23 protein-coding genes and 1 riboswitch are annotated in these 22736 nt (G+C 71.4%); of the genes, 4 read left to right on the forward strand and 19 right to left on the reverse strand.

Annotated features, from left to right (window positions below; translation table 11 throughout):
- Nucleotides 1–54 precede the first annotated feature (54 nt).
- The 12 genes from AB0H93_RS07295 to AB0H93_RS07350 form a co-directional block, all read right to left on the reverse strand.
- Complete coding sequence (locus tag AB0H93_RS07295) at nt 55–834, reverse strand: ABC transporter ATP-binding protein (RefSeq protein ID WP_358568845.1); 780 nt, start codon at nt 832–834, stop codon at nt 55–57.
- On the reverse strand, nt 822–1589 hold the full coding sequence (gene cbiQ / locus AB0H93_RS07300; RefSeq protein WP_358568848.1) for a cobalt ECF transporter T component CbiQ: 768 nt from the start codon (nt 1587–1589) through the stop codon (nt 822–824). Before cbiQ ends, AB0H93_RS07295 begins: the two co-directional genes overlap by 13 nt.
- 2 nt (nt 1590–1591) lie before the next feature.
- A complete protein-coding gene (locus AB0H93_RS07305; RefSeq protein ID WP_358568851.1) occupies nt 1592–1933 on the reverse strand; it encodes a PDGLE domain-containing protein in 342 nt (113 codons plus the stop codon).
- Nucleotides 1930–2601: an energy-coupling factor ABC transporter permease gene (locus tag AB0H93_RS07310; protein ID WP_358569503.1), complete on the reverse strand. Its 672-nt coding sequence runs from the start codon at nt 2599–2601 to the stop codon at nt 1930–1932. The genes AB0H93_RS07305 and AB0H93_RS07310 overlap by 4 nt, the downstream gene beginning before the upstream one ends.
- A 177-nt stretch (nt 2602–2778) precedes the next feature.
- Nucleotides 2779–3048, reverse strand: coding sequence for a HesB/YadR/YfhF-family protein (locus tag AB0H93_RS07315; RefSeq protein WP_358568854.1), 270 nt, complete (start codon nt 3046–3048; stop codon nt 2779–2781).
- A 156-nt stretch (nt 3049–3204) separates the two neighbouring features.
- Nucleotides 3205–6099, reverse strand: coding sequence for an aminomethyl-transferring glycine dehydrogenase (gcvP, locus tag AB0H93_RS07320; protein ID WP_358568856.1), 2895 nt, complete (start codon nt 6097–6099; stop codon nt 3205–3207).
- A 172-nt stretch (nt 6100–6271) separates the two neighbouring features.
- Nucleotides 6272–6373, reverse strand: a riboswitch (glycine riboswitch).
- 87 nt (nt 6374–6460) lie between these two features.
- On the reverse strand, nt 6461–7030 hold the full coding sequence (locus AB0H93_RS07325; RefSeq protein ID WP_132484337.1) for a MerR family transcriptional regulator: 570 nt from the start codon (nt 7028–7030) through the stop codon (nt 6461–6463).
- A 239-nt stretch (nt 7031–7269) separates the two neighbouring features.
- The gene (locus tag AB0H93_RS07330; protein WP_029534961.1) at nt 7270–7746 is read right to left on the reverse strand and encodes a bifunctional nuclease family protein; all 477 of its coding nucleotides are present in this window, start codon (nt 7744–7746) and stop codon (nt 7270–7272) included.
- Nucleotides 7747–8137: 391 nt separating this feature from the next.
- Nucleotides 8138–8605 (reverse strand): glycogen accumulation regulator GarA, encoded by a 468-nt coding sequence (garA, locus tag AB0H93_RS07335; RefSeq protein ID WP_101376763.1) that lies wholly within the window; start codon nt 8603–8605, stop codon nt 8138–8140.
- Between the two features lie 133 nt (nt 8606–8738).
- Nucleotides 8739–9122, reverse strand: a complete 384-nt coding sequence (gene gcvH, locus AB0H93_RS07340; RefSeq protein ID WP_358568861.1) for a glycine cleavage system protein GcvH — start codon at nt 9120–9122, stop codon at nt 8739–8741.
- Between the two features lie 190 nt (nt 9123–9312).
- On the reverse strand, nt 9313–10026 hold the full coding sequence (locus AB0H93_RS07345; RefSeq protein WP_358568864.1) for a CDP-alcohol phosphatidyltransferase family protein: 714 nt from the start codon (nt 10024–10026) through the stop codon (nt 9313–9315).
- 169 nt (nt 10027–10195) lie between these two features.
- Complete coding sequence (locus AB0H93_RS07350) at nt 10196–10453, reverse strand: hypothetical protein (RefSeq protein ID WP_358568867.1); 258 nt, start codon at nt 10451–10453, stop codon at nt 10196–10198.
- A 330-nt stretch (nt 10454–10783) separates the two neighbouring features.
- Between AB0H93_RS07350 and AB0H93_RS07355 the strand changes: the two genes are divergently transcribed.
- Complete coding sequence (locus tag AB0H93_RS07355; protein WP_358568870.1) at nt 10784–12664, forward strand: propionyl-CoA synthetase; 1881 nt, start codon at nt 10784–10786, stop codon at nt 12662–12664.
- 10 nt (nt 12665–12674) lie between these two features.
- Here AB0H93_RS07355 and AB0H93_RS07360 read toward each other — a convergent pair whose 3' ends face one another.
- Complete coding sequence (locus AB0H93_RS07360; RefSeq protein ID WP_358568873.1) at nt 12675–13580, reverse strand: LysR family transcriptional regulator; 906 nt, start codon at nt 13578–13580, stop codon at nt 12675–12677.
- Nucleotides 13581–14128: 548 nt separating this feature from the next.
- On the opposite strand from AB0H93_RS07360, the gene AB0H93_RS07365 reads away from it, so the two are divergent.
- On the forward strand, nt 14129–14506 hold the full coding sequence (locus tag AB0H93_RS07365) for an EamA family transporter (protein ID WP_358568876.1): 378 nt from the start codon (nt 14129–14131) through the stop codon (nt 14504–14506).
- Between the two features lie 105 nt (nt 14507–14611).
- Nucleotides 14612–16189: a beta-N-acetylhexosaminidase gene (locus AB0H93_RS07370; protein ID WP_358568879.1), complete on the forward strand. Its 1578-nt coding sequence runs from the start codon at nt 14612–14614 to the stop codon at nt 16187–16189.
- Between the two features lie 66 nt (nt 16190–16255).
- On the opposite strand, the gene AB0H93_RS07375 is transcribed toward AB0H93_RS07370, so the two are convergent.
- The 6 genes from AB0H93_RS07375 to AB0H93_RS07400 form a co-directional block, all read right to left on the reverse strand.
- Nucleotides 16256–16501 (reverse strand): phosphopantetheine-binding protein, encoded by a 246-nt coding sequence (locus AB0H93_RS07375; protein WP_358568882.1) that lies wholly within the window; start codon nt 16499–16501, stop codon nt 16256–16258.
- A gap of 24 nt (nt 16502–16525) precedes the next feature.
- Nucleotides 16526–17179 carry an isochorismatase family protein gene (locus AB0H93_RS07380; protein WP_358568885.1) on the reverse strand — a complete coding sequence of 218 codons (654 nt, stop codon included), beginning with the start codon at nt 17177–17179 and terminating at the stop codon, nt 16526–16528.
- A gap of 38 nt (nt 17180–17217) precedes the next feature.
- Nucleotides 17218–18849 carry a (2,3-dihydroxybenzoyl)adenylate synthase gene (locus AB0H93_RS07385; RefSeq protein WP_358568888.1) on the reverse strand — a complete coding sequence of 544 codons (1632 nt, stop codon included), beginning with the start codon at nt 18847–18849 and terminating at the stop codon, nt 17218–17220.
- Between the two features lie 10 nt (nt 18850–18859).
- On the reverse strand, nt 18860–20095 hold the full coding sequence (gene dhbC, locus AB0H93_RS07390; RefSeq protein WP_358568891.1) for an isochorismate synthase DhbC: 1236 nt from the start codon (nt 20093–20095) through the stop codon (nt 18860–18862).
- A gap of 40 nt (nt 20096–20135) precedes the next feature.
- A complete protein-coding gene (locus AB0H93_RS07395; protein ID WP_358568894.1) occupies nt 20136–20921 on the reverse strand; it encodes a 2,3-dihydro-2,3-dihydroxybenzoate dehydrogenase in 786 nt (261 codons plus the stop codon).
- 156 nt (nt 20922–21077) lie between these two features.
- Entirely contained in the window at nt 21078–21674 is a 597-nt protein-coding gene (locus AB0H93_RS07400; RefSeq protein ID WP_358568897.1) for a TetR family transcriptional regulator, read from the reverse strand.
- An 89-nt stretch (nt 21675–21763) separates the two neighbouring features.
- On the opposite strand from AB0H93_RS07400, the gene AB0H93_RS07405 reads away from it, so the two are divergent.
- Complete coding sequence (locus tag AB0H93_RS07405) at nt 21764–22534, forward strand: SDR family oxidoreductase (RefSeq protein WP_358568900.1); 771 nt, start codon at nt 21764–21766, stop codon at nt 22532–22534.
- The last annotated feature ends 202 nt before the right edge of the window (nt 22535–22736 follow it).

The raw sequence follows: 22736 nt of genomic DNA on the forward strand, positions 1-22736 counted from the left end.
TCACCCTCACCTCGCGAACAGGCGGGGTCAAGACGTCCGGAAGCGGGGATCGGCTCAGGGAACCCGGAATCCGTAGGGAAGTTCGAGGCGGTGCGCGGCCAGCAGCTCCGCGTCGGACAGCAGTTCCGCGGTAGGGCCGTCGGCGACCACCGCGCCGTCGTCGATCAGCACGCTGCGCGGGCACAGCTGCAGCGCGTACGGCAGGTCGTGGGTGACCATGAGCATCGTGCCGCCCCAGTCCAGCAGCACCTCGGCGAGTTCGCGCCGGGCCACCGGTTCGAGGTTCGACGACGGTTCGTCCAGCACCAGCAGCTCGGGACGGCAGGCGAGCACCGCGGCCAGCGCGACCCGCTTGCGCTGGCCGCCGGAGAGGTGCAGCGGTGAGCGGTCCGCGTGCTCGGCCATGCCCACCGCGTCGAGCGCCGACCGCACGCGCTCGGCCAGCTCCTCGCCGCGCACCCCGAAGTTCGCCGGGCCGAACGCGACGTCCTCGCGCACCGTCGGCATGAACAGCTGGTCGTCGGGATCCTGGAACACCAGCCCGACGCGACGGCGGATCTCCTTGAGGTTCCGCGAACTCACGGGCAGCCCGCCGACGTGGATGCTCCCCGACTCGGCCGTGTGCACCCCGTTGAGGTGCAGCGTCATGGTCGTCTTGCCCGCCCCGTTGGGGCCGAGCACCGCGACCCGCTCCCCGCGCTCGACACGCAGGTCGACCCCGCTGAGCGCGCGATGCCCGTCCGGGTAGCGGAACGCCAGCCCGGCCACCTCCAGCGCCGGGACGGACGCCGGCTCGGTGGTGCGCTCCGGCAGGGGTTCGGTCAGGCGGTCCACAAGGCCACTCCCAGCACGACGGCGGCGACGGCCGGTGGCGCCATGCCCAGCCACCACATCGCCGGTGATGTCCGGCGCGACTCCCCCAGCTCGGGCATCGCGCCGCTCCAGCCCCGCGACACCATCGCCAGGTGCACGCGTTCGCCCCGCTCGTAGGAGCGGATGAACAGGCTCCCGATCCCGCGCGCGGTCGCGCCGAGCTGCCACAGGAACCGCGGATCGTGCCCGCGGCAGATGCGCGCGACCCGCATCCGCTTGGCCTCCGCGACGATCACCTCGGCATAGCGCAGCATCAGCGTGATGATGGTGATCAGCAGCCGGGGCGCCCGCAGCCGCTGCAGCCCGACCACCAGCTCCCGCGGCGCGGTCGTGGCAGCCAGCAGCACCGACGTGGCCAACCCGAGTGTGCCCTTGACCAGGATGTTCCAGCCCGCCAGCAGGCCATCGGTGGACAGCGCGAGGCCCGCCACCTCGGTGGTCGCGCCGCCCGCGGTGAACGGCAGCACCAGCGCGAGCACCACGAACGGCACCTCGATCAGAAGGCGGCCGGCCAGCCAGCGCGGCGGAACCCGGGCCACCAGCACGAGCCCGAACAGCAGCAGCGCGTACCCGCCGAACGCCCAGAAAACCTCGCGCGGCGTCGCCACCACGCACAGCACCACCAGGAAGGCCGCCACGATCTTGACCTCGGGCGCCGACCGGTGCAGGACCGAGTCGCCAGGCAGGTGCAGCGCGCCGGCGTGACCGGCTCCCACCGCTATTCGCCCCCGGTCCGGCGCCGCAGGCCCCAGAACAGCCCTCCGGCGGCGCCGAGCGTGACCACCGCGCCGATCACCCCGGCCACCCCGGTCCAGCGGTCATCGCCGCCGACGGTGTAGTCCGCCAGCGGGCCGCCGGAGAACGCGTGGTCCTGGGCGTGCTGCGCGATGCACTGCCCTTCCAGCTGCTCGCCCTGCTCGGTCTCGACCACGGTGCATCCGCGCTGCGTGACCGCGTCCAGCCCGTCGGGGTCGGAGTCCGCGAAGTAGGCCACGCCACCCGCGATGACGAGGATGAACAGGCCGAAGGCCAGCAGGAAACGCCGACGTGGGGCGCTCATCGCACGTTCTCCTCCGTCTTCTTCCCCGTCCGCAGCAGGTGGACCAGGTCCGGTCTGGCGGCCGCGACGGCACCCACGGTGGCCGCCGTGATCACGCCCTCGCCGATGCCGATCAGGCAGTGCACCCCGACCATCGCGACCGCGGCCGTGCCGAGGCCGAAACCGGCCGCGCCGCCGACCGCGTACTCGAGGATGAAGCCGCCGGAGGCGGCGACGGTGTTCACCCAGGCCGCGACGAAGGCGGTCACCAGCAGTCCGGTCCGGCTCCGCCGCGCGAAGCGGCGCAATGCGAGGGCGACGAGGTAGCCGGCGGCGGTGCCGATCAGCGCCATGTTGGTGATGTTCGCGCCCAGCATGGTCAGCCCGCCGTCGGCGAACAGCAGCGCCTGCACCACCAGCACGATCGCCACGCACAGCGCGCCGACCCACGGCCCGGCCAGGATCGCCGCCAGCGCCCCGCCGAGCAGGTGCCCGCTGACGCCGGGCAGCACCGGGAAGTTGATCATCTGCGCGGCGAAGACGAACGCGGCGACCAACCCCGCCATCGGCGCCGTCCGGTCGTCCAGGTCGGCCCGCGCCTTGGTCAGCGCGACCGCCAGCCCGGCTATCGCCACGGCCGCGAACAGCACCGCCGTCTGCGCGTTGAGCAACCCGTCGCTCATGTGCATGGCGAGCGTGGTGGTCGGCACGACGCTCTCCCTCCTGGCCGGAACAGCTGCGCATCGAGAGTAGTTGCAGCAATACCGCAATCACCAGTAGCTGGCAGGAGGCCTAGATCGCAGTCCGGCGAGAAAAAACCGTCGTCCCGGGCATAACACCCAGGGCGACGGTTCGAGTCCGTTCGGTCAGTCTCGGACTGCCAGCGCCAGTTCGCCGTTGGAGTCCCGCTCGGCGTCCAGCACCTTGTCGCCGAGCAGCGCGGCGACCTGCGGTTCGAGGAACACCCGCACCCCGGATACCTCGACCACCTCGTCACCCGACTGCGGTTCGGCGGCGATCGACGCCTGCAGTCCTTCGCCCGCCGGCGCAATGCGCAGGCCGGAACCTTCCGGAGAGTCGCCGCCGACGAGGACGAGCTTGATGACCTCTGCGGCGCTCTCACTGATGGTGAGCATTGTGCTCAACCCCTTCTCCGAGCCGGTCGGTTTGAAGGGGCCACCGTGTCATCAGCCGCCGCCCCGACGCAAACCGAACCGTCCCCGGCGTGTCACCGGCCCCGGACACCACGACACCCCCGGCCGCAACAGCGGTCCGGGGGCGTCGTGGACGAATCACGCCTGGTAGGCGTCCAGGGGTGGGCAGGAGCAGACGAGGTTGCGGTCGCCGCGAGCGCCGTCGATGCGGCGTACCGGGGGCCAGACCTTCGTCACGTCGGTGCCCAGCGGGTAGGCCGCCTCCTCGCGGGAGTAGGCGTGGTCCCAGTCCTTGGCCAGCGACGCCGCCGTGTGCGGGGCGCCCACCAACGGGTTGTCGTCGGCCGGCCACTGCCCGGCGACGACCTTGTCGATCTCCGCCCGGATCGCGATCATCGCCTCGCAGAACCGGTCCAGCTCCGCCAGGTTCTCGCTCTCCGTCGGCTCGACCATCAGCGTCCCGGCCACCGGGAACGACATCGTCGGCGCGTGGATGCCGTAGTCGGCCAGCCGCTTGGCGACGTCGTCGACGGTGATGCCGCTGGTCTTGCTGATCTGCCGCAGGTCGAGGATGCACTCGTGCGCGACGAAGCCGCCCTTGCCGGTGTAGAGCACCGGGAAGTAGTTGTTGAGGCGGCGGGCGACGTAGTTGGCGGCCGCGACCGCGGTCAGCGTCGCCCGGCGCAGGCCATCGGCGCCCATCATCCGCACGTACGCCCAGGAGATCGGCAGGATCGAGGCGCTGCCCCACGGGGCGGCACTGATCGGGCCGACGCCGGTCGCCGGTCCGGCGGCGGGCTGCAGCGGGTGGTTGGGCAGGAACGGCGCCAGGTGCTCGCGCACGCCGATCGGGCCGACGCCCGGGCCGCCACCGCCGTGCGGAATGCAGAACGTCTTGTGCAGGTTCAGGTGCGAGACGTCGGAGCCGAACTTGCCCATCCGCGCGAGGCCGATCAGGGCGTTGAGGTTCGCGCCGTCGACGTAGACCTGGCCGCCCGCGTCGTGCACCAGCCCGCACACCTCGCGCACGGTGTCCTCGTACACGCCGTGCGTGGACGGGTAGGTGATCATGATCGCGGCGAGGTCGTCGGCGTGCTCGGTGACCAGCTCGCGCAGGTGGGCGAGCTCGATGTTGCCGGCATCGTCGCAGCGGACCACGATCACCCGCATCCCGGCCATCACGGCGCTGGCGGCGTTGGTACCGTGCGCGCTCGCCGGGATCAGGCACAGGTCCCGGTCCTCGTCACCACGGCTGCGGTGGTAGGCGCGGATCGCCAGCAGGCCGGCGAACTCGCCCTGGCTGCCGGCGTTGGGCTGCAGGCTCACCGCGTCGTAGCCGGTGACCTCGGCCAGCCAGGTCTCCAGGTCCTTGACGATCGACAGCAGCCCCTCGGCGTCCTGCGCGGGCGCGAACGGGTGCAGCGAACCGAACTCGGGCCAGGTGATCGGCTCCATCTCGGCCGTCGCGTTGAGCTTCATCGTGCACGAGCCCAGCGGGATCATGCTGCGGTCCAGCGCGATGTCCTTGTCCGACAGCCGCCGCAGGTAGCGCAGCAGCGAGGTCTCGGAGCGGTGGGTGTGGAACACCGGGTGGGTCAGGTACTCCGAGGTGCGCTCCAGCGCCGCGGGCAGCGCGTCCGGCGTCTCGATGTCGAGCTCGTCGACGTCACCGCCGGTGATGCCGAAGGCCTGCCACACCGTCGCCAGGTGCGCCCGCGTGGTGGTCTCGTCGCAGCTGATGCCGACGTGGTCGGCGTCCACGCGACGGAGGTTGATGCCGCCCCGGCGGGCCGTGGCGACGACGTCGTCGGCCTTGCCCGGCACCTTCGCGACGATCGTGTCGAAGAACTCCTGGTGCAGCACCTCGACGCCGCCGCGGCGCAGCTGCTCGGCGAGCACCGCCGCCATCCGGTGCGCGCGGGTCGCGATCGACCGCAGCCCGGCCGGACCGTGGTAGACCGCGTACATCGACGCCACGACGGCCAGCAGCACCTGCGCGGTGCAGATGTTGCTGGTGGCCTTCTCGCGGCGGATGTGCTGTTCGCGGGTCTGCAGCGCCAGCCGGTAGGCCTGGTTGCCGTCGGCGTCGACGCTCACGCCGACCAACCGCCCCGGCAGCTGCCGTTCGAGGCCCTTGGCCACGGCCATGAACCCGGCGTGCGGGCCGCCGAACCCCATCGGCACGCCGAACCGCTGGGTGTTGCCGACCACCACGTCCGCGCCGATCTCGCCGGGCGAGCGCAGCAGCGTCAGCGCCAGCAGGTCGGCCGCGACGACGGCCTTCCCGCCGCGCCGGTGGACCTCCGCGATGATCTCCTCGTGGTCCCGCACCGCACCGGAAGCGCCCGGGTAGGACAGCAGCACGCCGAAGAACTCGCCGTCCGGCAACGCCTGCGCGCCCGCGGCGAGGTCGGCGACGACGACCTCGATGCCCAGCGGCTCCGCGCGGGTCTCGATCACCGCGATGGTCTGCGGCAGCGTGTCGGCGTCCACCACGAACCGCGGCGACTTCGACCGGCCCGCGCGGCGCACCAGAGTCATGCCCTCGGCCGCGGCGGTGGACTCGTCGAGCATCGACGAGTTGGCCACCGGCACCCCGGCCAGGTCCGCGACCATCGTCTGGAAGTTCAGCAGCGCTTCGAGCCGGCCCTGCGAGATCTCCGGCTGGTACGGCGTGTAGGCCGTGTACCAGGCGGGGCTCTCCAGCACGTTGCGCAGGATCACCGGCGGCGTGACCGTGCCGTAGTAGCCGAGCCCGATCATCTCGGTGTGCGGGCGACAGCGGCGCGCCAGCTCGCGCAGCTCGGCCAGCGCCTCGGACTCGGTGGCCGGCTCCGGCAGCGCCAGCTGCAGGTCGCCTTCCCGGATCGTGTCCGGCACGGCGTTCTGCCCCAGCTCCTCCAGCGAGCCGACACCGATCACGTCGAGCATGCGCGCGAGCTCGGCCGGCATCGGGCCGACGTGCCGGTCGGCGAACGGCGTGCCGTGCTCCAGGGCGGCCAGGGGAATGCGGTCGTGGGTCACGTCGGTCATCGCCAAACCTCAATCGTCGCGGCGGCAAAGGGCGGCAGGCAGCCGGAACTGCCCTGCTCTCCCCCTCTGTCACTGTCCGCGAAGCGAACGCCTGAGAGCTTCACCCGGGAACCGGGCTTGCACCGTCGGCGGGGTGCACCACGGCCGTGGTGCGCCCTCTTTCCAGAGGTATCTCGCCCGTGCGGTCCAGGTGGCCTGAGAGGTTGTCGGGGAGGGTTGCTCCTTCGGCGCCGACCGCGGCCTAGGCCGGGCCGGACTCTCCCGCACGGGGTCGGCGATGTGCCGCAGCTTACCCGATCAGGGGGTCCGAGCGGACCAGCGATGTCACCGGCCGCACACCACCCGGTCGGGTCCGATCGGCTCAGCCGGTCTCGGCCTGCCGGTCGCGCCGCCGGCGGGACAGCTCGTCGTCCATCGGGACCAGCTCCGCGCCGTCGGCCCGTTCCGCCGGGAAGTCGTGGATCGTGCCGCTGATCTCGCGCATCGCACCGCTGACGGCGATGCCGAACACCCCTTGGCCACCCTGCAACAGGTCGACCACCTCCTCGGCAGAGGTGCACTCGTAGACCGTCGTCCCGTCGCTGAACAGCGTCAGCCTGGCCAGGTCCTGCACTCCCCGGTTGCGCAGGTGTTCCACCGCGACCCGGATGTTGTGCAGCGACACCCCGGTGTCCAGCAGCCGCTTGACCACCTTGAGCACCAGGATGTCCTTGAACGAGTACAGCCGCTGCGAACCGGAGCCGGCGGCGCCGCGGATGGACGGGCCGACCAGCTTGGTGCGCGCCCAGTAGTCCAACTGGCGGTAGGTGATGCCGGCGATCTGGCAGGCGGCCGGACCCCGGTAGCCGACCAGTTCGTCCGGCAGCGAGGCGTCGGGGAACAGCTCGCCCTGCTCCACGGCAGCATCCCGGTTGGACGCTTCCTCGACCACGCCTGCCTCCCCTCGTCCGGCACGAAGCCGACGACGACGATCACCAGCTCCCGGACCATCGCGGTCCGAGGCCGCGAACACCGCCCAGCGGCCGAATCACACCGGGGCAATTCGCGTAAGTTCGACGGTATGCCTGCCCCGCGGGGAGGTCAACGCGACGCGCGGGGCACCCTGACGACCCGGCCCCCGCCTGCTCGCGCAGACGGGGGCCGGGCTGTGTCGTCGGTCGATCGGCGGGCTCAGGTGTCGGCGCCGCGGAAGTCCTCCGGGGAGACGGAGTCCAGGAACTCGCGGAACTTCTCCACCTCGTCCTCCTGCTCGTCCGGGATGATCAGCCCCGCCTCGTCCAGCACCGATTCGTCGGCGTGGATGGGCACCCCGATGCGCAGCGCCAGCGCCACCGAGTCGCTCGGCCGCGCGGAGACCCGCACATCCCCGTCGAACACCAGCTCGGCGAAGAAGGTGCCGTCCTGCAGGTCGGTGATCCGCACCTGTTCCAGGTCGCGCCCGAGGGCGCCGATGACGTCCTTCAACAGGTCGTGGGTAAGGGGTCTCTGCGGCCGCACGCCCTGCTGCTCCAGCGCGATGGCGGTCGCCTCGACCGAGCCGATCCAGATCGGCAGGTAACGCTCGCCGTGCGCCTCGCGCAACAGCAGAATCGGCTGGTTTGCTGGTAGTTCAACTCGCACGCCGACGACGCGCATCTCGCTGCTCATCGTCACATCGCCTCCTCCAGCGCGCCGAAGCGTGACATCCCCGTCGAGGATCGCGCACCGACGCCTCCGACGCTACCCGCGTTGCGGCGGACACGCCCATCCCTTTAGCGGTCTGGTCGACCACCGAATCCGCGGCCTTCCTGCCGGTGCATCTGGCCCGAACCGCTGGCTGAGCTCTTCATCGAGCATTACCAGCACGATACACCGCCGACCCGTCCGCCGGACCGGTCGAAAGGCGGCCGCTACAACGTGGAAACCGGTTGCGACGGCGGGAAATTCCCCGCGCGGGGAGTCAGTCGATCTCGGCTGCGCACTACCTTCACGCGCCAGCGGGGCGACGCCGCTTCGGCGCCGCCCCGCTGGCGGATGGACTAGTCGGTCCAAGGGCCCCTCAGCGGGCGCCCGGGCCCCCATCGATCGGGCCGGTCAGGAACACCAGCCGGAACTTCCCGATCTGCACCTCGTCGCCGTTGGCCAGCACCGAGGTGTCGACCGGCTCCCGGTTGACGTAGGTGCCGTTGAGGCTGCCGACGTCGACGACCACGAAGTCGTTGCCCTCGCGCCGGAACTCGGCGTGCCGGCGGGAAACCGTGACGTCATCGAGGAAGATGTCGCTGTCCGGGTGCCGTCCCGCGCTGGTGGTCTCCCGGTCCAGCAGGAATCGCGATCCCGCGTTGGGGCCGCGCTTGACCACCAGCAGGGCGGACCCTGCGGGCAGCGCATCGACCCCGGATGCGGCGGCGGGCTCCGGGGACGCACTCTCGGTGCTCTCCGGCTCCGAGAGGAAGGGCCTGAAGACCGAGGTGGTCTCCGGTGACTGCTCCGGCGGAACGTCGCCGTGGCCGGGGAATTGGCTCACCTGAGCTCTCCTCTACGCGGATAGATCGTGCCAAGTATGTGCCCAACGTACAGTGCAGGTACAGACACTGGACGCGGGACTCCCGACATCTTCCTCTCGGCCCCTGACAGACCGACGATCTTGCCTGGTCGGATCAGGATTCGGTCAGCTTCTGGTACGCCGCGGCGTCGAGCAGACCGTCCAGCTGGGCCGGGTCGGCGAGCTTGAGCTCGACCATCCAGCCGTCGCCCAGCGGGGCCGAATTGACCAACTCCGGCTCGTCCTCCAGCTGCTCGTTGCGGGCCACCACCTCGCCGGTGACCGGCGCGTAGATCTCCGAGACGCTCTTGGTCGACTCCACCTCGCCCATCGAGTCGCCGGCGGTGACCTGCTGGCCGAGGTCCGGCAGCTGCACGAACACCACGTCGCCGAGCTGCTGCTGGGCGTAGTCGGTGATACCGATGCGCACCTTGTCGTCAGCCGTGCGCTGAATCCACTCGTGCTCTTCGGTGTACTTGATCTCGTCCGGGGCCGCCACGTGGTCCCGCCTCCCTGCTCCGCTGGTGCTGTGGATCACCGGTCACGGAGGTTCGCGTGATCGGCTCGGCGAGCGTATTCACCACGCGGCGCAGGCCGCAAGGCGACCCTCCAGCGCGCGACGCGAAAGGGCGCCGCCCGCCGATCGGCTCGGCAGGCGGCGCCCTTCGCGCGGGACGTCCGGACGGCGCTCAGGCCGGTCTGGCGCGGGCCTGGTGGACCGCCGCCATCACCTGGCCGAGGTAGAGGATGCCGGCCCACAGGTAGAGCGCGCCGCCCCAGCAGGTGAAGGCGTAGGCGATCGGTCGGACCACTTCGGACAGCGGGAAGTCCTCCTGCACCAGCAGCAACAGCGGGAACGCGTACATCAGGCAGAACGTCGCGGCCTTGCCGAGGTAGTGCACGTCCGGCGGTTCGTAGCCGTGCCAGCGCAGCACCGGCAGGCAGAGCGTCAGCACCAGGTCGCGGATGACCAGCGCGGCGGCGACCCACCAGGGCACCACGTCCCGCAGCACGAAGGCCACCAGGGTCGCGACTATGTAGAGGCGGTCGGCGGCCGGGTCGAGGAGCTCGCCGATGCGGCTGTACTGGTTGAGCCAGCGGGCGAGCTTGCCGTCGAGCCAGTCGGTGATGCCGCTGATCACCAGCACCAGCAGGGCGAGCAGGTCGGCCTTCGGACCCAGCAGCAGCCAGAGGAACACCGGCACGCCGGCCAGCCGGATCACGCTGAGCAGGTTCGGAAGTGTCCACCATGGATCGGCCCACACGCCGGCGGCGGCCTCCCGTATCCGGGCCATGCCCGGATCGGGGCGCTCCGCCGCGGGGCCCTGCCCCGCCGGATCGGGATTCATCCCGCGATCCCCGCTCGTGGTGTCTTCCGTGGTGCGCTCAGCATCCTGCACCACGAGCCTCCCCTGAATGGTTGTGCGTCCTGCCCCCGCTTCGGACGCAACTTGTGCATCCCGACCACATCAGGGTCTCACATTCCTCGCACAACACACTTGGCGGCCGGGCTCCCGCGAAGCCGGTCGATCGGGCTGCTCCACGGCGGGAGCCGTCGGCCACCGGGCGCGGCTACGCCCTGGTGCGGCTCCAGCCGCGGCGGCGGAGGTCCGCATCGGTGAGGAACCGGGCCCTGCCGCGGTCGTCGACGCCCGCCCAGCGGGCCCCGGTGGAGCCCTCGAGGACGTAGGAATGGCCACCGCTCCACACCACGCTGCACGGCGCGGTGGGCAGTTCGGTGGTCGCGGGGCCGCAGCCCGGTTCGACCCGGGTGGCAGCGGCGGTCTGGGCGGCGGATGCCTGTGCGGACAAGGCCGGTTCCGTGCTCATCGTTGTAGCACCTCCGATTCGGTTGTCGGCGCGATGCGCCGTGGTGTTAGCCCGATCATCGACTTCGGCTTGATTGTGTTCGGACGAGCACGCTCTGTCGCGCCGATCTATCCGTCCAGCGCCAAACGGACACGTTGTGTCGCCGAGTTGCACCCGGGCGTCCGGGCGGCGCTCAGCGCGACCGAAGTCCGCGCGGCCGTTCGTCCGATCGGCCGTGTTTCGGTTGTGACAAAAGCGTTTCGCACGTCGCTACCGGTGACCCTGGCGCTACGCCGAGTTGTGCGGTAGGACGACAGGCGACATCGGGGCGGATGCAGGAGGAACGTGGTCATGGGTGCCTATGCCGAGGCCTACCGGCGGAGTTCGGCCGATCCGGAGGGCTTCTGGCTCGACGCGGCGGCCGCGATCGAGTGGGAGCGCGCACCGTCGCGGGCCCTGGACGCCACCGCGGACCCGTTCTTCCGGTGGTTCCCCGACGGTGAGCTCAACACCTGCTTCAACGCGCTGGACCGGCACGTCCGCGACGGGCGCGGCGACCAGCCGGCGCTGATCTGGGACTCGGCGATGACCGGCGAGGTGCGCCGCTGGACGTACCGGGAGCTGCTGGACCGGGTGGCGCTGTTCGCCGGGGCGTTGCGGGCGCAGGGCGCCGAGCCGGGCGACCGGGTCGTGATCTACATGCCGATGATCTCCGAGGCCGTCGTCGCGATGCTGGCCTGCGCGCGCATCGGCGCGGTGCATTCGGTGGTCTTCGGCGGTTTCGCGCCGAAGGAGCTGGCGGCGCGCATCGACGACGCACGGCCGACGGTGATCGTCGCCGCGTCGTGCGGCCTGGAGCCGAACCGGATCGTCGAGTACAAGCCGATCGTCGACGAGGCGCTGCGGGCGACCGAGCACCAGCCGAAGCGGGTGATCGTGTTCCAGCGCGAGCAGGCCCGCGCGGAGCTCGGGCCGCGCGACGTGGACTGGCACGATGCGCTGGCGCAAGCCGAACCGGCCGACTGCGTGCCGGTGAAGGCCACCGATCCGCTGTACGTCCTCTACACCTCGGGCACCACCGGGCGGCCGAAGGGCGTGGTGCGCGACAACGGCGGGCACGCGGTCGCGCTGCGCTGGTCGATGGCCAACATCTACGACATCGGGCCGGGCGACGTCTTCTGGACCGCCTCGGACGTCGGCTGGGTGGTCGGCCACTCCTACATCGTCTACGCGCCGCTGCTGACCGGGGCGACCACCGTGGTCTACGAGGGCAAGCCGGTGGGCACGCCGGATGCGGGCGCGTTCTGGCGGGTCATCGCCGAGCACCGGGCCAAGGCGCTGTTCACCGCGCCGACCGCGTTCCGGGCGATCAAGCGGGTGGACCCGAACGCCGAGCTGCTGGCCGGCCACGACATCTCGAGCCTGCGGGCGCTGTTCCTGGCCGGCGAGCGGCTGGACCCGGAGACCTACCACTGGGCGTCGGAGAAGCTCGGGGTGCCGGTGATCGACCACTGGTGGCAGACCGAGACGGGCTGGCCGATCTGCGCGAACCTGCGCGGGCTGGAGCCGATGCCGGTCAAGCCGGGTTCGCCGACCGTGCCGGTGCCCGGCTACGACGTGGCGGTGCTGGACCAGGCCGGGAACCCGCTACCGCCGGAGACCGACGGCGCGATCTGCCTGAAGCTGCCGCTGCCGCCGGGCACGCTGCCGACGCTGTGGGGCGACGACGAGCGGTTCCGCGAGTCGTACCTGTCGCGCTACCCCGGCTACTACCTCACCGGCGACAACGGCTACGTCGACGCCGACGGCTACGTGTTCGTGATGGGCCGCACCGACGATGTGATCAACGTCGCCGGGCACCGGCTGTCGACCGGCTCGATGGAGGCGGTGCTCGCGGCGCACCCGGCGGTCGCCGAGTGCGCGGTGATCGGCGTGCGCGATTCGCTGAAGGGCCAGGTGCCGCGCGGGTTCGTGGTGCTGAAGTCCGGTGTGGACATCTCCGAGGAGGCGCTGCGGGGCGAACTGGTCGCGGCGGTGCGGGCGCAGATCGGGCCGGTGGCGGCGTTCCGCGACGTGTCGGTGGTGGACGGGCTGCCCAAGACGCGTTCGGGGAAGATCCTGCGGAAGTCGATGCGCGAGATCGCCGACACCGGTGACACCAGGGTGCCCTCCACCATCGAGGACCCGGCGGTGCTGGACAAGCTGCGGCCCGCGCTGCGCGGCGAGGGGTAGGCGCGACGCCTCACCCGCTCTGCCGGTTCCGCGCGACCTCCTCCAGCGCTTGGAGGACGGCGTCGATCGCGGGTTGCGCCCGGCTGCCCCGGCGCACGCAGGTGAGGATGCTGCGCGATGGCGCCGGCTTGTCCCGCAACGGGATTCGCACCACGCGGTGGTCCGGCGAGACGGTGGCGAGCCTGGGCAGCAGGCAGATGCCGAGCCCGTGCGACACCAGGGTCAGCACCGAGTTCCACTCCGCCGCCTCGTGCGCCACCCGCGGGGCGAAGCCGGCCGCCGCGCACGCGACCTCGATCAGCTGGAACTGGTCGTGGTGCGGCGCGATCCAGGTCTCGTGCGCGGTCTCGGCCAGCCGCACGGAGTCGCGCTCGGCGAACCCGTGCGCCGCGGGCACGACCAGGTCCTGCGGGTCGTCGAGCAGTAGCCGCTGGTCGAACCGCGGATCGTCCAGCGGTGGGGTGCCCGGGACGGGCAGGATCGCGATGTCGGCCTGCTCCGCCAGCAGCAGCCGAAGGCTGTCGTCGATGTCGGTCTCCCGCAGCCGCACCTCCAGCCGCGGGTGGGAGTCGCGGAGCCGGGCGGCGGCGGGCGCCAGCAGCGAGCCGAAGCTGGTCGCGAAGCCGCCCACCCGGACCTGTCCGACCGCGCCGCCGGAATGCGCGGCCAGGTCGGCGCGGGTCTGCTCCCATTCGGCCGCGATCGCGTCGGCGTGCTCCAGGACGATGTGCGCGGCGGGCGTGAGCCGGACCCGGCGGCCTTCGGGCTGCAGCAGCTCGGCACCGATCTCCCGGGACAGCAGCCGGAGTTGTTGCGAGACGGCCGAGGGCGTCAGGTAGAGCGCCCGCGCGGTCGCGGTCACCGTGCCCTCCTCCCGGAGCACCCGGAGGACCTGGAGCCGGCGCAGGTCGATCATGTAGGTGATTCTTCACAATGCGCGGCAGAAATGCGAGATGGACCTGAACGGGCGGTGAGCCCCAGGCTTCAGCCGTGAAGACTTCGACCCCGCCGCAGCGCTCCGCTACCGGCGCATCTCCGTTCCTGTTCGTGCTGGGGGCTGTGGTCAGCGTTCAATTCGGGCAGGCCTTCGGGACTGTTCTCCGCCGCAGGGCCGCTCGGCGTCGCGGCGTTGCGGCTGTCGCTGGCGGCCGCGGTGCTGCTGGTCCTGTGGCGCCCGCAGATCCCGCCGGATTGGCGCTCGCGGGGGCTGATCATCGCGTTCGGCGCGGCGATCGCGGCGATGAACGTCGTCTACCTCGCGCTGCCACACCTCCCGGTGGGAGTCGCCAGCACGCTTCAGCTGCTCGGCCCGCTCTCCGTAGCGCTCCTGGGCTCCCGGCGGCCGCGCGACGTGCTGTGGGCCGCGCTGGCGGCCGTGGGTGTTTTCCTGTTCTGCGGCCCGATCGGCGCGCCACTACCGGCCATCGGCGTCTCTCTCGCCCTGGTCTCGGCGGTCGGCATGGGTTGCTACCTCCTGCTGAGCCATCGCGTCGGCGGGCTCAGCAGCACGGCTCACCACTGGCGCTGGCCGTCGCGTGCGCCGCCGTCATCGCGCTGCCGTTCGGCATCGCCGAGTCCGGGACGGCGTTGCTCTCCCCTGCCGTTCTGCTGGCCGGGCTGGGGATCGCCGTGCTGTCGGCGGTCGTGCCCTATTCGCTGGAAATGGCCGCGCTGCGCCGGATTCCGCCCAGGGTCGTGGGCGTGCTGCAGAGCCTGGAGCCAGCGGCCGGCGCCGCGGCGGGCCTGCTGCTGCTGGCCGAGCTGCTGACCCCGTCCCAGGTCGTCGCGCTCGGTTGCGTCACCGCGGCGTCCATCGGTGCGGTGCTCACCCGGGCTCGTTGAGGCGGGCGACCGTTCCACGTGCCCGATACGCCCAGTTGGAGGCTGCCGCTTCCAAATATGGTCTATACCTTTATGGGGCCGTTCCCCGATCATGGAGCGAGGCACATGACCAGACCGCCCCTACCGACGGTGCGCAACGCAGCGCTCGCCGTCGTGGCGGGTGCGCTGCTCACCGGTGGGCTGGTAGCGCCCGCCGGCGGCGCACCGGCCGAGGAGAACACCGCGATGGAGAACATCATCCCCGCACCCGAGTCGGTGCGGCCCGCCCCCGGCACCACCTACGAACTCACCGAGCAGACCTCGATCGAGGCCGCCGGCGATGCCGCCGAGGTCGGCGAGTACCTGGCCGGGGTCCTGCGCCCGGCCACCGGTTTCCCGGTCCCGGTCAACGAGGGTTCCGGCGGGATCTCGCTGGCGCTGGACGGATCCCCCGAGCTCGGCCCGGCCGGGTACCGCCTGCAGGTGGCCGACGACGGCATCGGCCTCCACGCGAGCAGCCCCGAAGGCCTGTTCAACGGCGTGCAGACGCTCCGGCAGCTGCTGCCCGCCGCGATCGAGAGCCCGACCGAGCAGTCCGGGCCGTGGACCGTGCCCGGCGGCGAGATCGTCGACAAGCCGAGGTTCGAGCACCGGGCCACGATGCTCGACGTCGCCCGGCACTTCTTCACCGTGGAGCAGGTCAAGCTCTACATCGACCAGGTCGCCCGCTACAAGATCAACTGGCTGCACCTGCACCTGACCGACGACCAGGGCTGGCGGATCCAGATCAACAGCTGGCCGCGGCTGACCGAGCACGGCGGCAGCACCGAGGTCGGCGGCGGCCCGGGCGGCTTCTACACGCAGGAGGACTACGCGGAGATCGTCGAGTACGCGGCGTCCCGGCACATCACCGTCGTGCCCGAGATCGACATGCCCGGGCACACCAACGCCGCGCTGGCCTCCTACGCCGAGCTCAACTGCGACGGCGTCGCGCCGCCGCTGTACACCGGCATCGAGGTGGGCTTCAGCTCGTTCTGCGTGGACAAGGACATCACCTACCGGTTCGTCGAGGACGTCATCCGCGAGCTCGCGGCGATCACCCCCGGCCCGTACCTGCACATCGGCGGCGACGAGGCGCACTCGACCACCGACGAGGACTACAAGCAGTTCTTCGAGCGGGTGATCCCGCTGCCCGCCAAGTACGGCAAGACCGCGCTGGGCTGGCACGAGTACGGCAAGGGCGCGCCCGAGGGCGACGCGGTGCTGCAGTACTGGGGCACCACCGACACCGATCCCCTGCTCGACGAGGCGGTCGCCCGCGGCAACAAGATCCTGGCGTCGCCGGCGAACCTGTCCTACCTGGACCACAAGTACGACGAGAACACCGAGCTGGGCCTGCACTGGGCCGGCTACATCGAGGTCGCCGACGCCTACGGCTGGGATCCGGGCAGCTACCTCAAGGGCGTTCCCGAGGAGTCGATCCTCGGCGTGGAAGCCCCGCTGTGGTCGGAGACCCTGGAGAACTCCGATCACATCGAGTTCATGGCCTTCCCACGGCTGCCGGCCATCGCCGAGCTCGGCTGGTCCCCCAAGTCCACCCATGACTGGGAGTCCTTCCGCCAGCGCCTGGCCACCCACGGCCCGCGAATGACGGCACCCGGCATCGACTACTACCGCTCCCCACAAGTCCCCTGGCAGGACTGAGAACCGGCGGCGTTCATCCGGGGGTGGGCGCGATTTCCCGCGAAATCGCGCCCACCCCCGAACGCGTCACTCCCCCGCCGGGAGCTTGGGTTCCAGGACCGCCCACCATTCCGCCAGGGTCGGTCGTGCGGCGAGGTCGGCGAAGGTGATCTGAACGCCGAGGCGGCGCCAGTTCTCCACCAGCGTCATGATCCGCACCGAGTCCAGACCCCAGTCGATGAGGTTCTCCTCGTCGGTGAGCTCCGCCGGGTCCTCGTACAACAGCTCGGCGACCTGCGCCCGCACGTCTGCCAGCGTCAACTTCTGCGACATTCCCACGTTCTCCCCGAAAACTCGTCAGGCCACTTCGGACTCGTGCAGCACCAGCGAGCGCGCCAGCCCCCGCGAAGTGTCCACCACGGCACAACGCTTGGCGGCGTAGTCCAGCGCCATCCGGTGCTCCGCCAGCGAGAAGTCCGCGACCGCGTCGGCGGCCAGGAACGCCTGGACGTCCTGCTGGAAGGCCTCGGCCGCCGTCATCAGGCAGCCGATGTGCGCGTAGATGCCGGTGATGATCAGCTGGTCGCGGTTCCAGTCCCGCAGCAGCTCGCGGAGCTCGGTGCGCTGGAACGCGCTGTAGCGCCACTTGGTCAGCTGCACGTCGCCGGCGCCGGGCGCCAGCTCGTCGATGATCGCCTCCTGCGTCGGGTCGGCGACACCCGGGCCCCACCACTCCAGCTGCAGTCCGCGCTGTTCCGGCGTCTGGCCGCCGGGCTGCGCGCAGTACACCACCGGCACGCCAGCCGCACGGGCGCGCTCGCGCAGCATGCGGATGTTCGGCACCACCTGGTTGAGCGGTTCGCTGTTGCGCGGATAGGCGTTGACGAAGTGCCGTTCCATGTCGTGGATCAGCAGCACCGCGCGATCCGGCTCGGGCCGCCAGGCCACCCGGTTCTCGGGCAGCTCGTCCTGCTGCGGCACGCGGTACGGTGCGATGGCCGGAAGTGCCACCGGTCCTCCCTGTCTGTCGTGGTTTGCGGGCGCTCGGCTCACGTCCGGTTCCGCAGCTCCGGGACCAGCTCGCGGGAGATCGCCTCCCGCAGGTCCCGCTTGCTGACCTTGCCGACCCCGGTCTGCGGGAACTGCTCGACGAACTCGACCCGGTCCGGCACCTTGTACGCGGCCAGGCCGCGTTCGCGCACGAACTTGATCAGCTCCCGCGCCTTCGGCGGGGTGCCGCGCGGCACGACGAACGCGCAGCTGCGCTCGCCGAGGTAGTCGTCGGGCATCGACACCACCGCGGCGTCGTGCACCGCCGGGTGCGCCAGCAGGTGGTTCTCCACCTCCTCGGCGGCGATCTTCTCGCCGCCGCGGTTGATCTGGTCCTTCGCGCGGCCTTCGACGACGACGTTGCCCGCCGGCGTGAGCCGGACGACGTCGCCGGTGCGGTAGAAGCCGTCCGCGGTGAACGCCCGGGCGTTGTGCTCCTCGGCCCGGTAGTAGCCGCGGATGGTGTAAGGCCCCCGGGTGAGCAGGTGCCCGGTTTCGCCCGGTGCCACCGGGTTGTCCTCGTCGTCGACGACGAGCACCTCGTCGTCCGGCGAGATCGGGCGGCCCTGCGTGCCGAGGACGACGTCTTCGGGGTCGTCGAGGCGGGTGTAGTTGACCAGGCCCTCGGCCATGCCGAACACCTGCTGCAGGGTGGCGCCGAGCACCGGCCGCACCCGCCGCGCGACCTCCTCGCTGCACTTGGCGCCGCCCACCTGCAGCACTTCCAGACTGGACAGGTCGTGCTCGGTGTTCGCAGCGGCGTCCAGCCACACCAGCGCCAGCGGCGGCACGGCCGCGAGGAGCGTGACGCGTTCGCGCTCGATCAGCGGGAACACCTCGTCCGGGCTGGGCCGCCGGGCCAGCACGACGGTGCCGCCGGCGTGCAGCACGCCGAACGTGCCGGGCGAGCTCATCGGGAAGTTGTGCGCGATCGGCAGCGCCCCGAGGTAGACCGTGCCGGCGGTGACGCCGCAGATCTCGTTGCTGGCGCGGAAGGAGTAGATGTAGTCGTCGTGGGTGCGCGGGATCAGCTTCGGCACGCCGGTGCTTCCACCGGAGAGCTGCAGGAAGGCGATGTCGCCGGGCTCCGGGCCGGTGAGCTCCGCGGGTTCGGCGTCCACATCGGACAGCGCCCGGAACTCACCTGGTTCACCCGCGATCAGCACCTGCAGGCCGGGGACCTTCGCGACGACCTCGGCCGCCAGCTTCCGGTGGTCGAACCCGGCCTCGACGTCGACGGTGATGTAGGCGGTGGCCTCGCTGAACTCGCAGAAGTAGGAGATCTCGGTCAGCCGGTGCGAGGGCAGCGCGAACACCGGGATCGCGCCGAGCCGGAACAGCGCGAAGCACACGTCGAAGAACTCGGCGATGTTCGGCAGCTGCACCACGACCCGGTCGCCCGCGCCGACGCCGAGCCCGCGGAGCCCGGCCGCGAGCCGGTCGGCGCGGACGTCGAGGTCCCGGTAGGAGACGCGGCGGTCGCCGTCGACGACGGCGGTGCGGTCGGGATGTTCGGCCGCGCGTTCGCGCAGCAGCTGCCCGAAGGTGTAGCCGCGCCAGTAGCCCGCGGCCCGGTAGCGCTGCGCGAACTCCGCCGGCCAGGTGGGGCAGCCGGGTAGCGATGCGGTCATGTTCTCCCCCTCAGACGGCCTGGTCCAGGCCCATCGCGGACAGTGCGGTGCGGAACTTCGCGGACGTCTCGGCGAGTTCGTCGGCCGGGTCGGAACCCGCGACGATGCCCGCGCCCGCGTACAACCGCATCGAATCGTCCTCGATGTCGGCGCAGCGGATGGCGACCACCCACTCGCCGTCGCCGGCGGCGTCGCACCAGCCGACCATGCCCGCGTAGTAGCCGCGCTCGAACGGTTCGGTCTCGGCGATGACGTCGCGGGCGCGCTGCAACGGGGTGCCGCAGACCGCGGGCGTGGGGTGCAGCGCGTCGGCCAGTTCCAGCGAGGAGGTGGCCGGATCGCGGAGCTCGCCGGTGATCTCGGTGGCCAGGTGCCACATGGCGGCGGTGCTGATCACCGACGGCGCGGGGACCTGCAGGTCGCGGCAGAACGGGCGCAGCGCCCGCACGACCGCGTCGACGACGGCGGCGTGCTCGCGATGATCTTTGTCCGAAGTGGACAGTTCTGCGGCGCGGCGCCGGTCCTCGACCGGGTCGGCGCTGCGCGGCCGCGAACCGGCCATCGGGTTCGACCGGACCTGCATGCCGCGGCGGGAGACCAGCAGTTCCGGGCTGGCGCCGAGGAAGGTGCGCCGCAGCGGCGGCGGCGCGCCGAAGCTGTCGCGGGTGCCGTCCTCGCCGTGCCGCGGCAGATCCACCGCGAAGGTGTAGCTGGCCGGGTCCGCGAGCGCGAGGTTGCGCAGCACGCCGCGGACGTCGATCGGCTCGGCGGCGGTCAGCTCCAGGGAGCGCGCGAGGACGACCTTGCTCAGCTCGCCGTCTTCCAGCCGCCGCAGCACCCGGCTGACGCCGCGCTCGTACTCGGCGGGCGCGGGCACCGGGCGGACGGAGCAGTCCGGCGCGCCGTTGCGCGGCGGCTGCGGCACCACGACGTTCAACGGTGCGGCCCGGACCACTTCGTCGGGCAGCACCAGGTGCGCGGGCAGGCTCTCGCCGAACGGCACCGCACCCACCACCATCGGGTTGCGGCGGCCGAATTCCGTTGCGCTGTTGAGGAAATCGGCCACCCGCCGGGGCAGTTCCTCGCGCGCGCACTGGGTCTTGGGGACGATCGCGGACACGCCGCGGGCTAAGAGCACGCCGTGCGGCGCGGAGAAGAGGAACGACGAGCCTGCCTCGTACGCCGCCAGCAATCGGGTCGCCTCGTCGTCCGCGACGAGGCCGATGCTGTCGGTTTCGCTGTCCATCGTGGTCATGGCAACCTTTCCGGGTGTGCGGCAGGCGTGGTCAGGCGCGCAGTGTCGCGCCGCCGTCGACGTACAGGTCGTGCATCGTGATGTGCCCGGCCTGGTCGGAGGCCAGGAAGACGACTGCGTCGGCGATGTCTTGCGGGGTGGCGAGCTTGCGCAGCGGGATACCCGCCTTGAACGTCTCCGGAGAGCCGGCGATGACACGCTCGGCGCCGCGCTCGTCGGCCCACATCCCGCGCTGCATCTCGGTGTCGGTGGAGCCGGGCGCGACGACGTTGCACCGGATGCCGTACTCGGCGAGTTCCAGCCCGAGCGACTTGGTGAACAGCGTCGCCGCGGCCTTGGAGGCGGCGTAGGCGGACATCCCGTGCCGAGGCACGCCGGCGGCGTTCGAGCTGACCGTGACGATGGCGCCGCGCCGCCGGCCGATCATGTGCTTGGACACCGCGCGGGACAGGTTGAACACCCCGGTGGTGTTGACCGCGAAGGTGCGGTGCCAGTCCTCGTCGGTGAGCTCCTGCACGGTGCCGACCTGCAGGACGCCCGCGACGTTGGCGAGGACGTCGATGGGGCCGTGCGTGCGCTCGACGCGGTCCACGACATCGTTGACGGCGGCAGCGTCCGCGACGTCGGCGCGGTAGGCGTGGACCGCGTGGCCGCGCCCGGTCAGCTCGGCGGCCACGGCTTCGGCCTGCTCGCCGTTTCGGTCCACGGCCGCGACCGTGGCGCCGAGCTCGGCGAGCGCGGTGGTCACCGCCGCCCCGATGCCCTGACCCGCGCCTGTCACGATGGCGACCTTGCCGCCGATCCCCGTCCGGTTCATCGCGCCCTTCTGTCAACTCAGGCAAGCCTAACCTTTGTCAGGCGAGCCTGAGTTTAGAACACGGACGTGTCCGGATCTTCCCTCCATCGAGGTGGCATTGATCACCGAGCGCAATCCGCCGCGCCACGAATGCCTCGGCTTCGTAACCCGGCCGAACTAGCGGCCGAGACCCGCAGTGAGCTCGCGCATGCAGCGGACGGCGAGCTCCGCAGCCGAACCCGCGCCGTCCGCAGGGGCGTCGCTCACCGCCCACGCCTCGACGGCCACCCGGATCGCGGCCGTGGCCGCCGCGGCCAGCAGGCGGATCTGCAGATCGTCGGCGGTGCGCTCGGCGAGCAGCGGCACGAGCTGCTGCTCCGACTCCTGGTTGACTCTCGCCCACACCGCCAGCAGCGCGGGATCGCCGGCGGCCGCGCGCAGCAGGCCCCGCGTCCACCCGAAGGACTCGACGTCCTCCTCGTCGCGGACGGCCAAGGCGCGTTCGGCGGCCTGTTCCAGCGCATCCGGCAGCGGAATGTCGCGCGGCGTGGCCGCCAGCAGGTCCTGCCAGCGCCGTGCGCCGAACGCCAGCAACGGCGCGACGGAGTCCTGCTTGGTGCGGAAGTAGCGGTAGAAGGTGCGAAGGCTCACCCCGGCGCGCTCCGCGATGACCTCAGCTGTCGTGCCGTCGGAGCCGCGCTCGGCGAACAGCGCGGCGGCGATGCGGGCGATTTCCAGCTGGGTGGCGGCCTTGCGGCGTTCGGTGAGGTTCACTCCCCCAGTTTAGGAATAAGGTGGCAATGTGGCAGGTTGTGCCACATAGACACGATGTGTCGAGTCCGTGCAAGAGAGAGGGAACTCCCATGGAGCGCTTCGAAGGACGTCGCATCCTGATCACCGGGGCCGGTTCGGGCATCGGGCAGGCCACGGTGCACCGGATCCTCGCCGAGGGCGGCCGGGTCGTCGGGTTCGACCGCAGCGAGCAGGGCCTGGCGGCCACCGCCGCCACCGCCGCCGGGAACGGCACCGCCGAGCGGCTGACCACCGCCGTGGTGGACGTCGCCGACGAGAGCTCCGTGCGCGCGGGCGTGGCCGACGCCGTGGCAACGCTCGGCGGGCTTGACGTGCTGGTGAACGCGGCAGGCATCCTGCGGTCGGCGCACACGCACGAGACCACGCTGGAGTTCTGGAACACGATCCTGGCGGTCAACCTGACCGGCACGTTCCTGATGACTCGCGAGGCGTTGCCCGCGCTGCTGGAGTCCGGGCGCGGTGTCGTGGTCAACTTCAGCTCGACCTCGGCGAGCTTCACGCACCCCTACATGGCGGCCTACGCGGCCTCCAAGGGCGGCATCCAGTCGTTCACCCACGCGCTGGCCGGCGAGTACGCCAAGCAGGGCCTGCGCGCGGTCGCCGTGGCACCCGGCTCGATCAGCAGCGGCATGACCACCGGCCGCGGCCCGGGTCTGCCGGAGGACGCCGACATGAGCCTGTTCGCGAAGCTGATGCCCGCCATCGGGCAGGGCATGGCGGGGCCGGAGACGGTCGCGGGCGTGGTGGCGATGCTGGCCTCCGACGACGGCGCGTTCGTCACCGGCACCGAACTGCGCATCGACGGCGGCACCCACATGTAGGGGCTGTTTCCAGAACTCGTTTTGCGTGGCGGTGCGGGTAGCGGCCCCCTGCGGGAATTACGGCCGCCGCCTGGATTGTGGGAGCCCCGACTTACGTATGGACCGATACGCGGCATCGGGGACTGGCCTCGCCAGAGGCGCCTGAGAACCCGCGGCGGCGCAATAGCCACCGGAGTCGCGCTGATGTCCACCGCGAGTTCGC

This window comes from Saccharopolyspora sp. NPDC050642 (genome assembly GCF_040654735.1).
Taxonomy (GTDB): Bacteria; Actinomycetota; Actinomycetes; order Mycobacteriales; family Pseudonocardiaceae; genus Saccharopolyspora; species Saccharopolyspora elongata.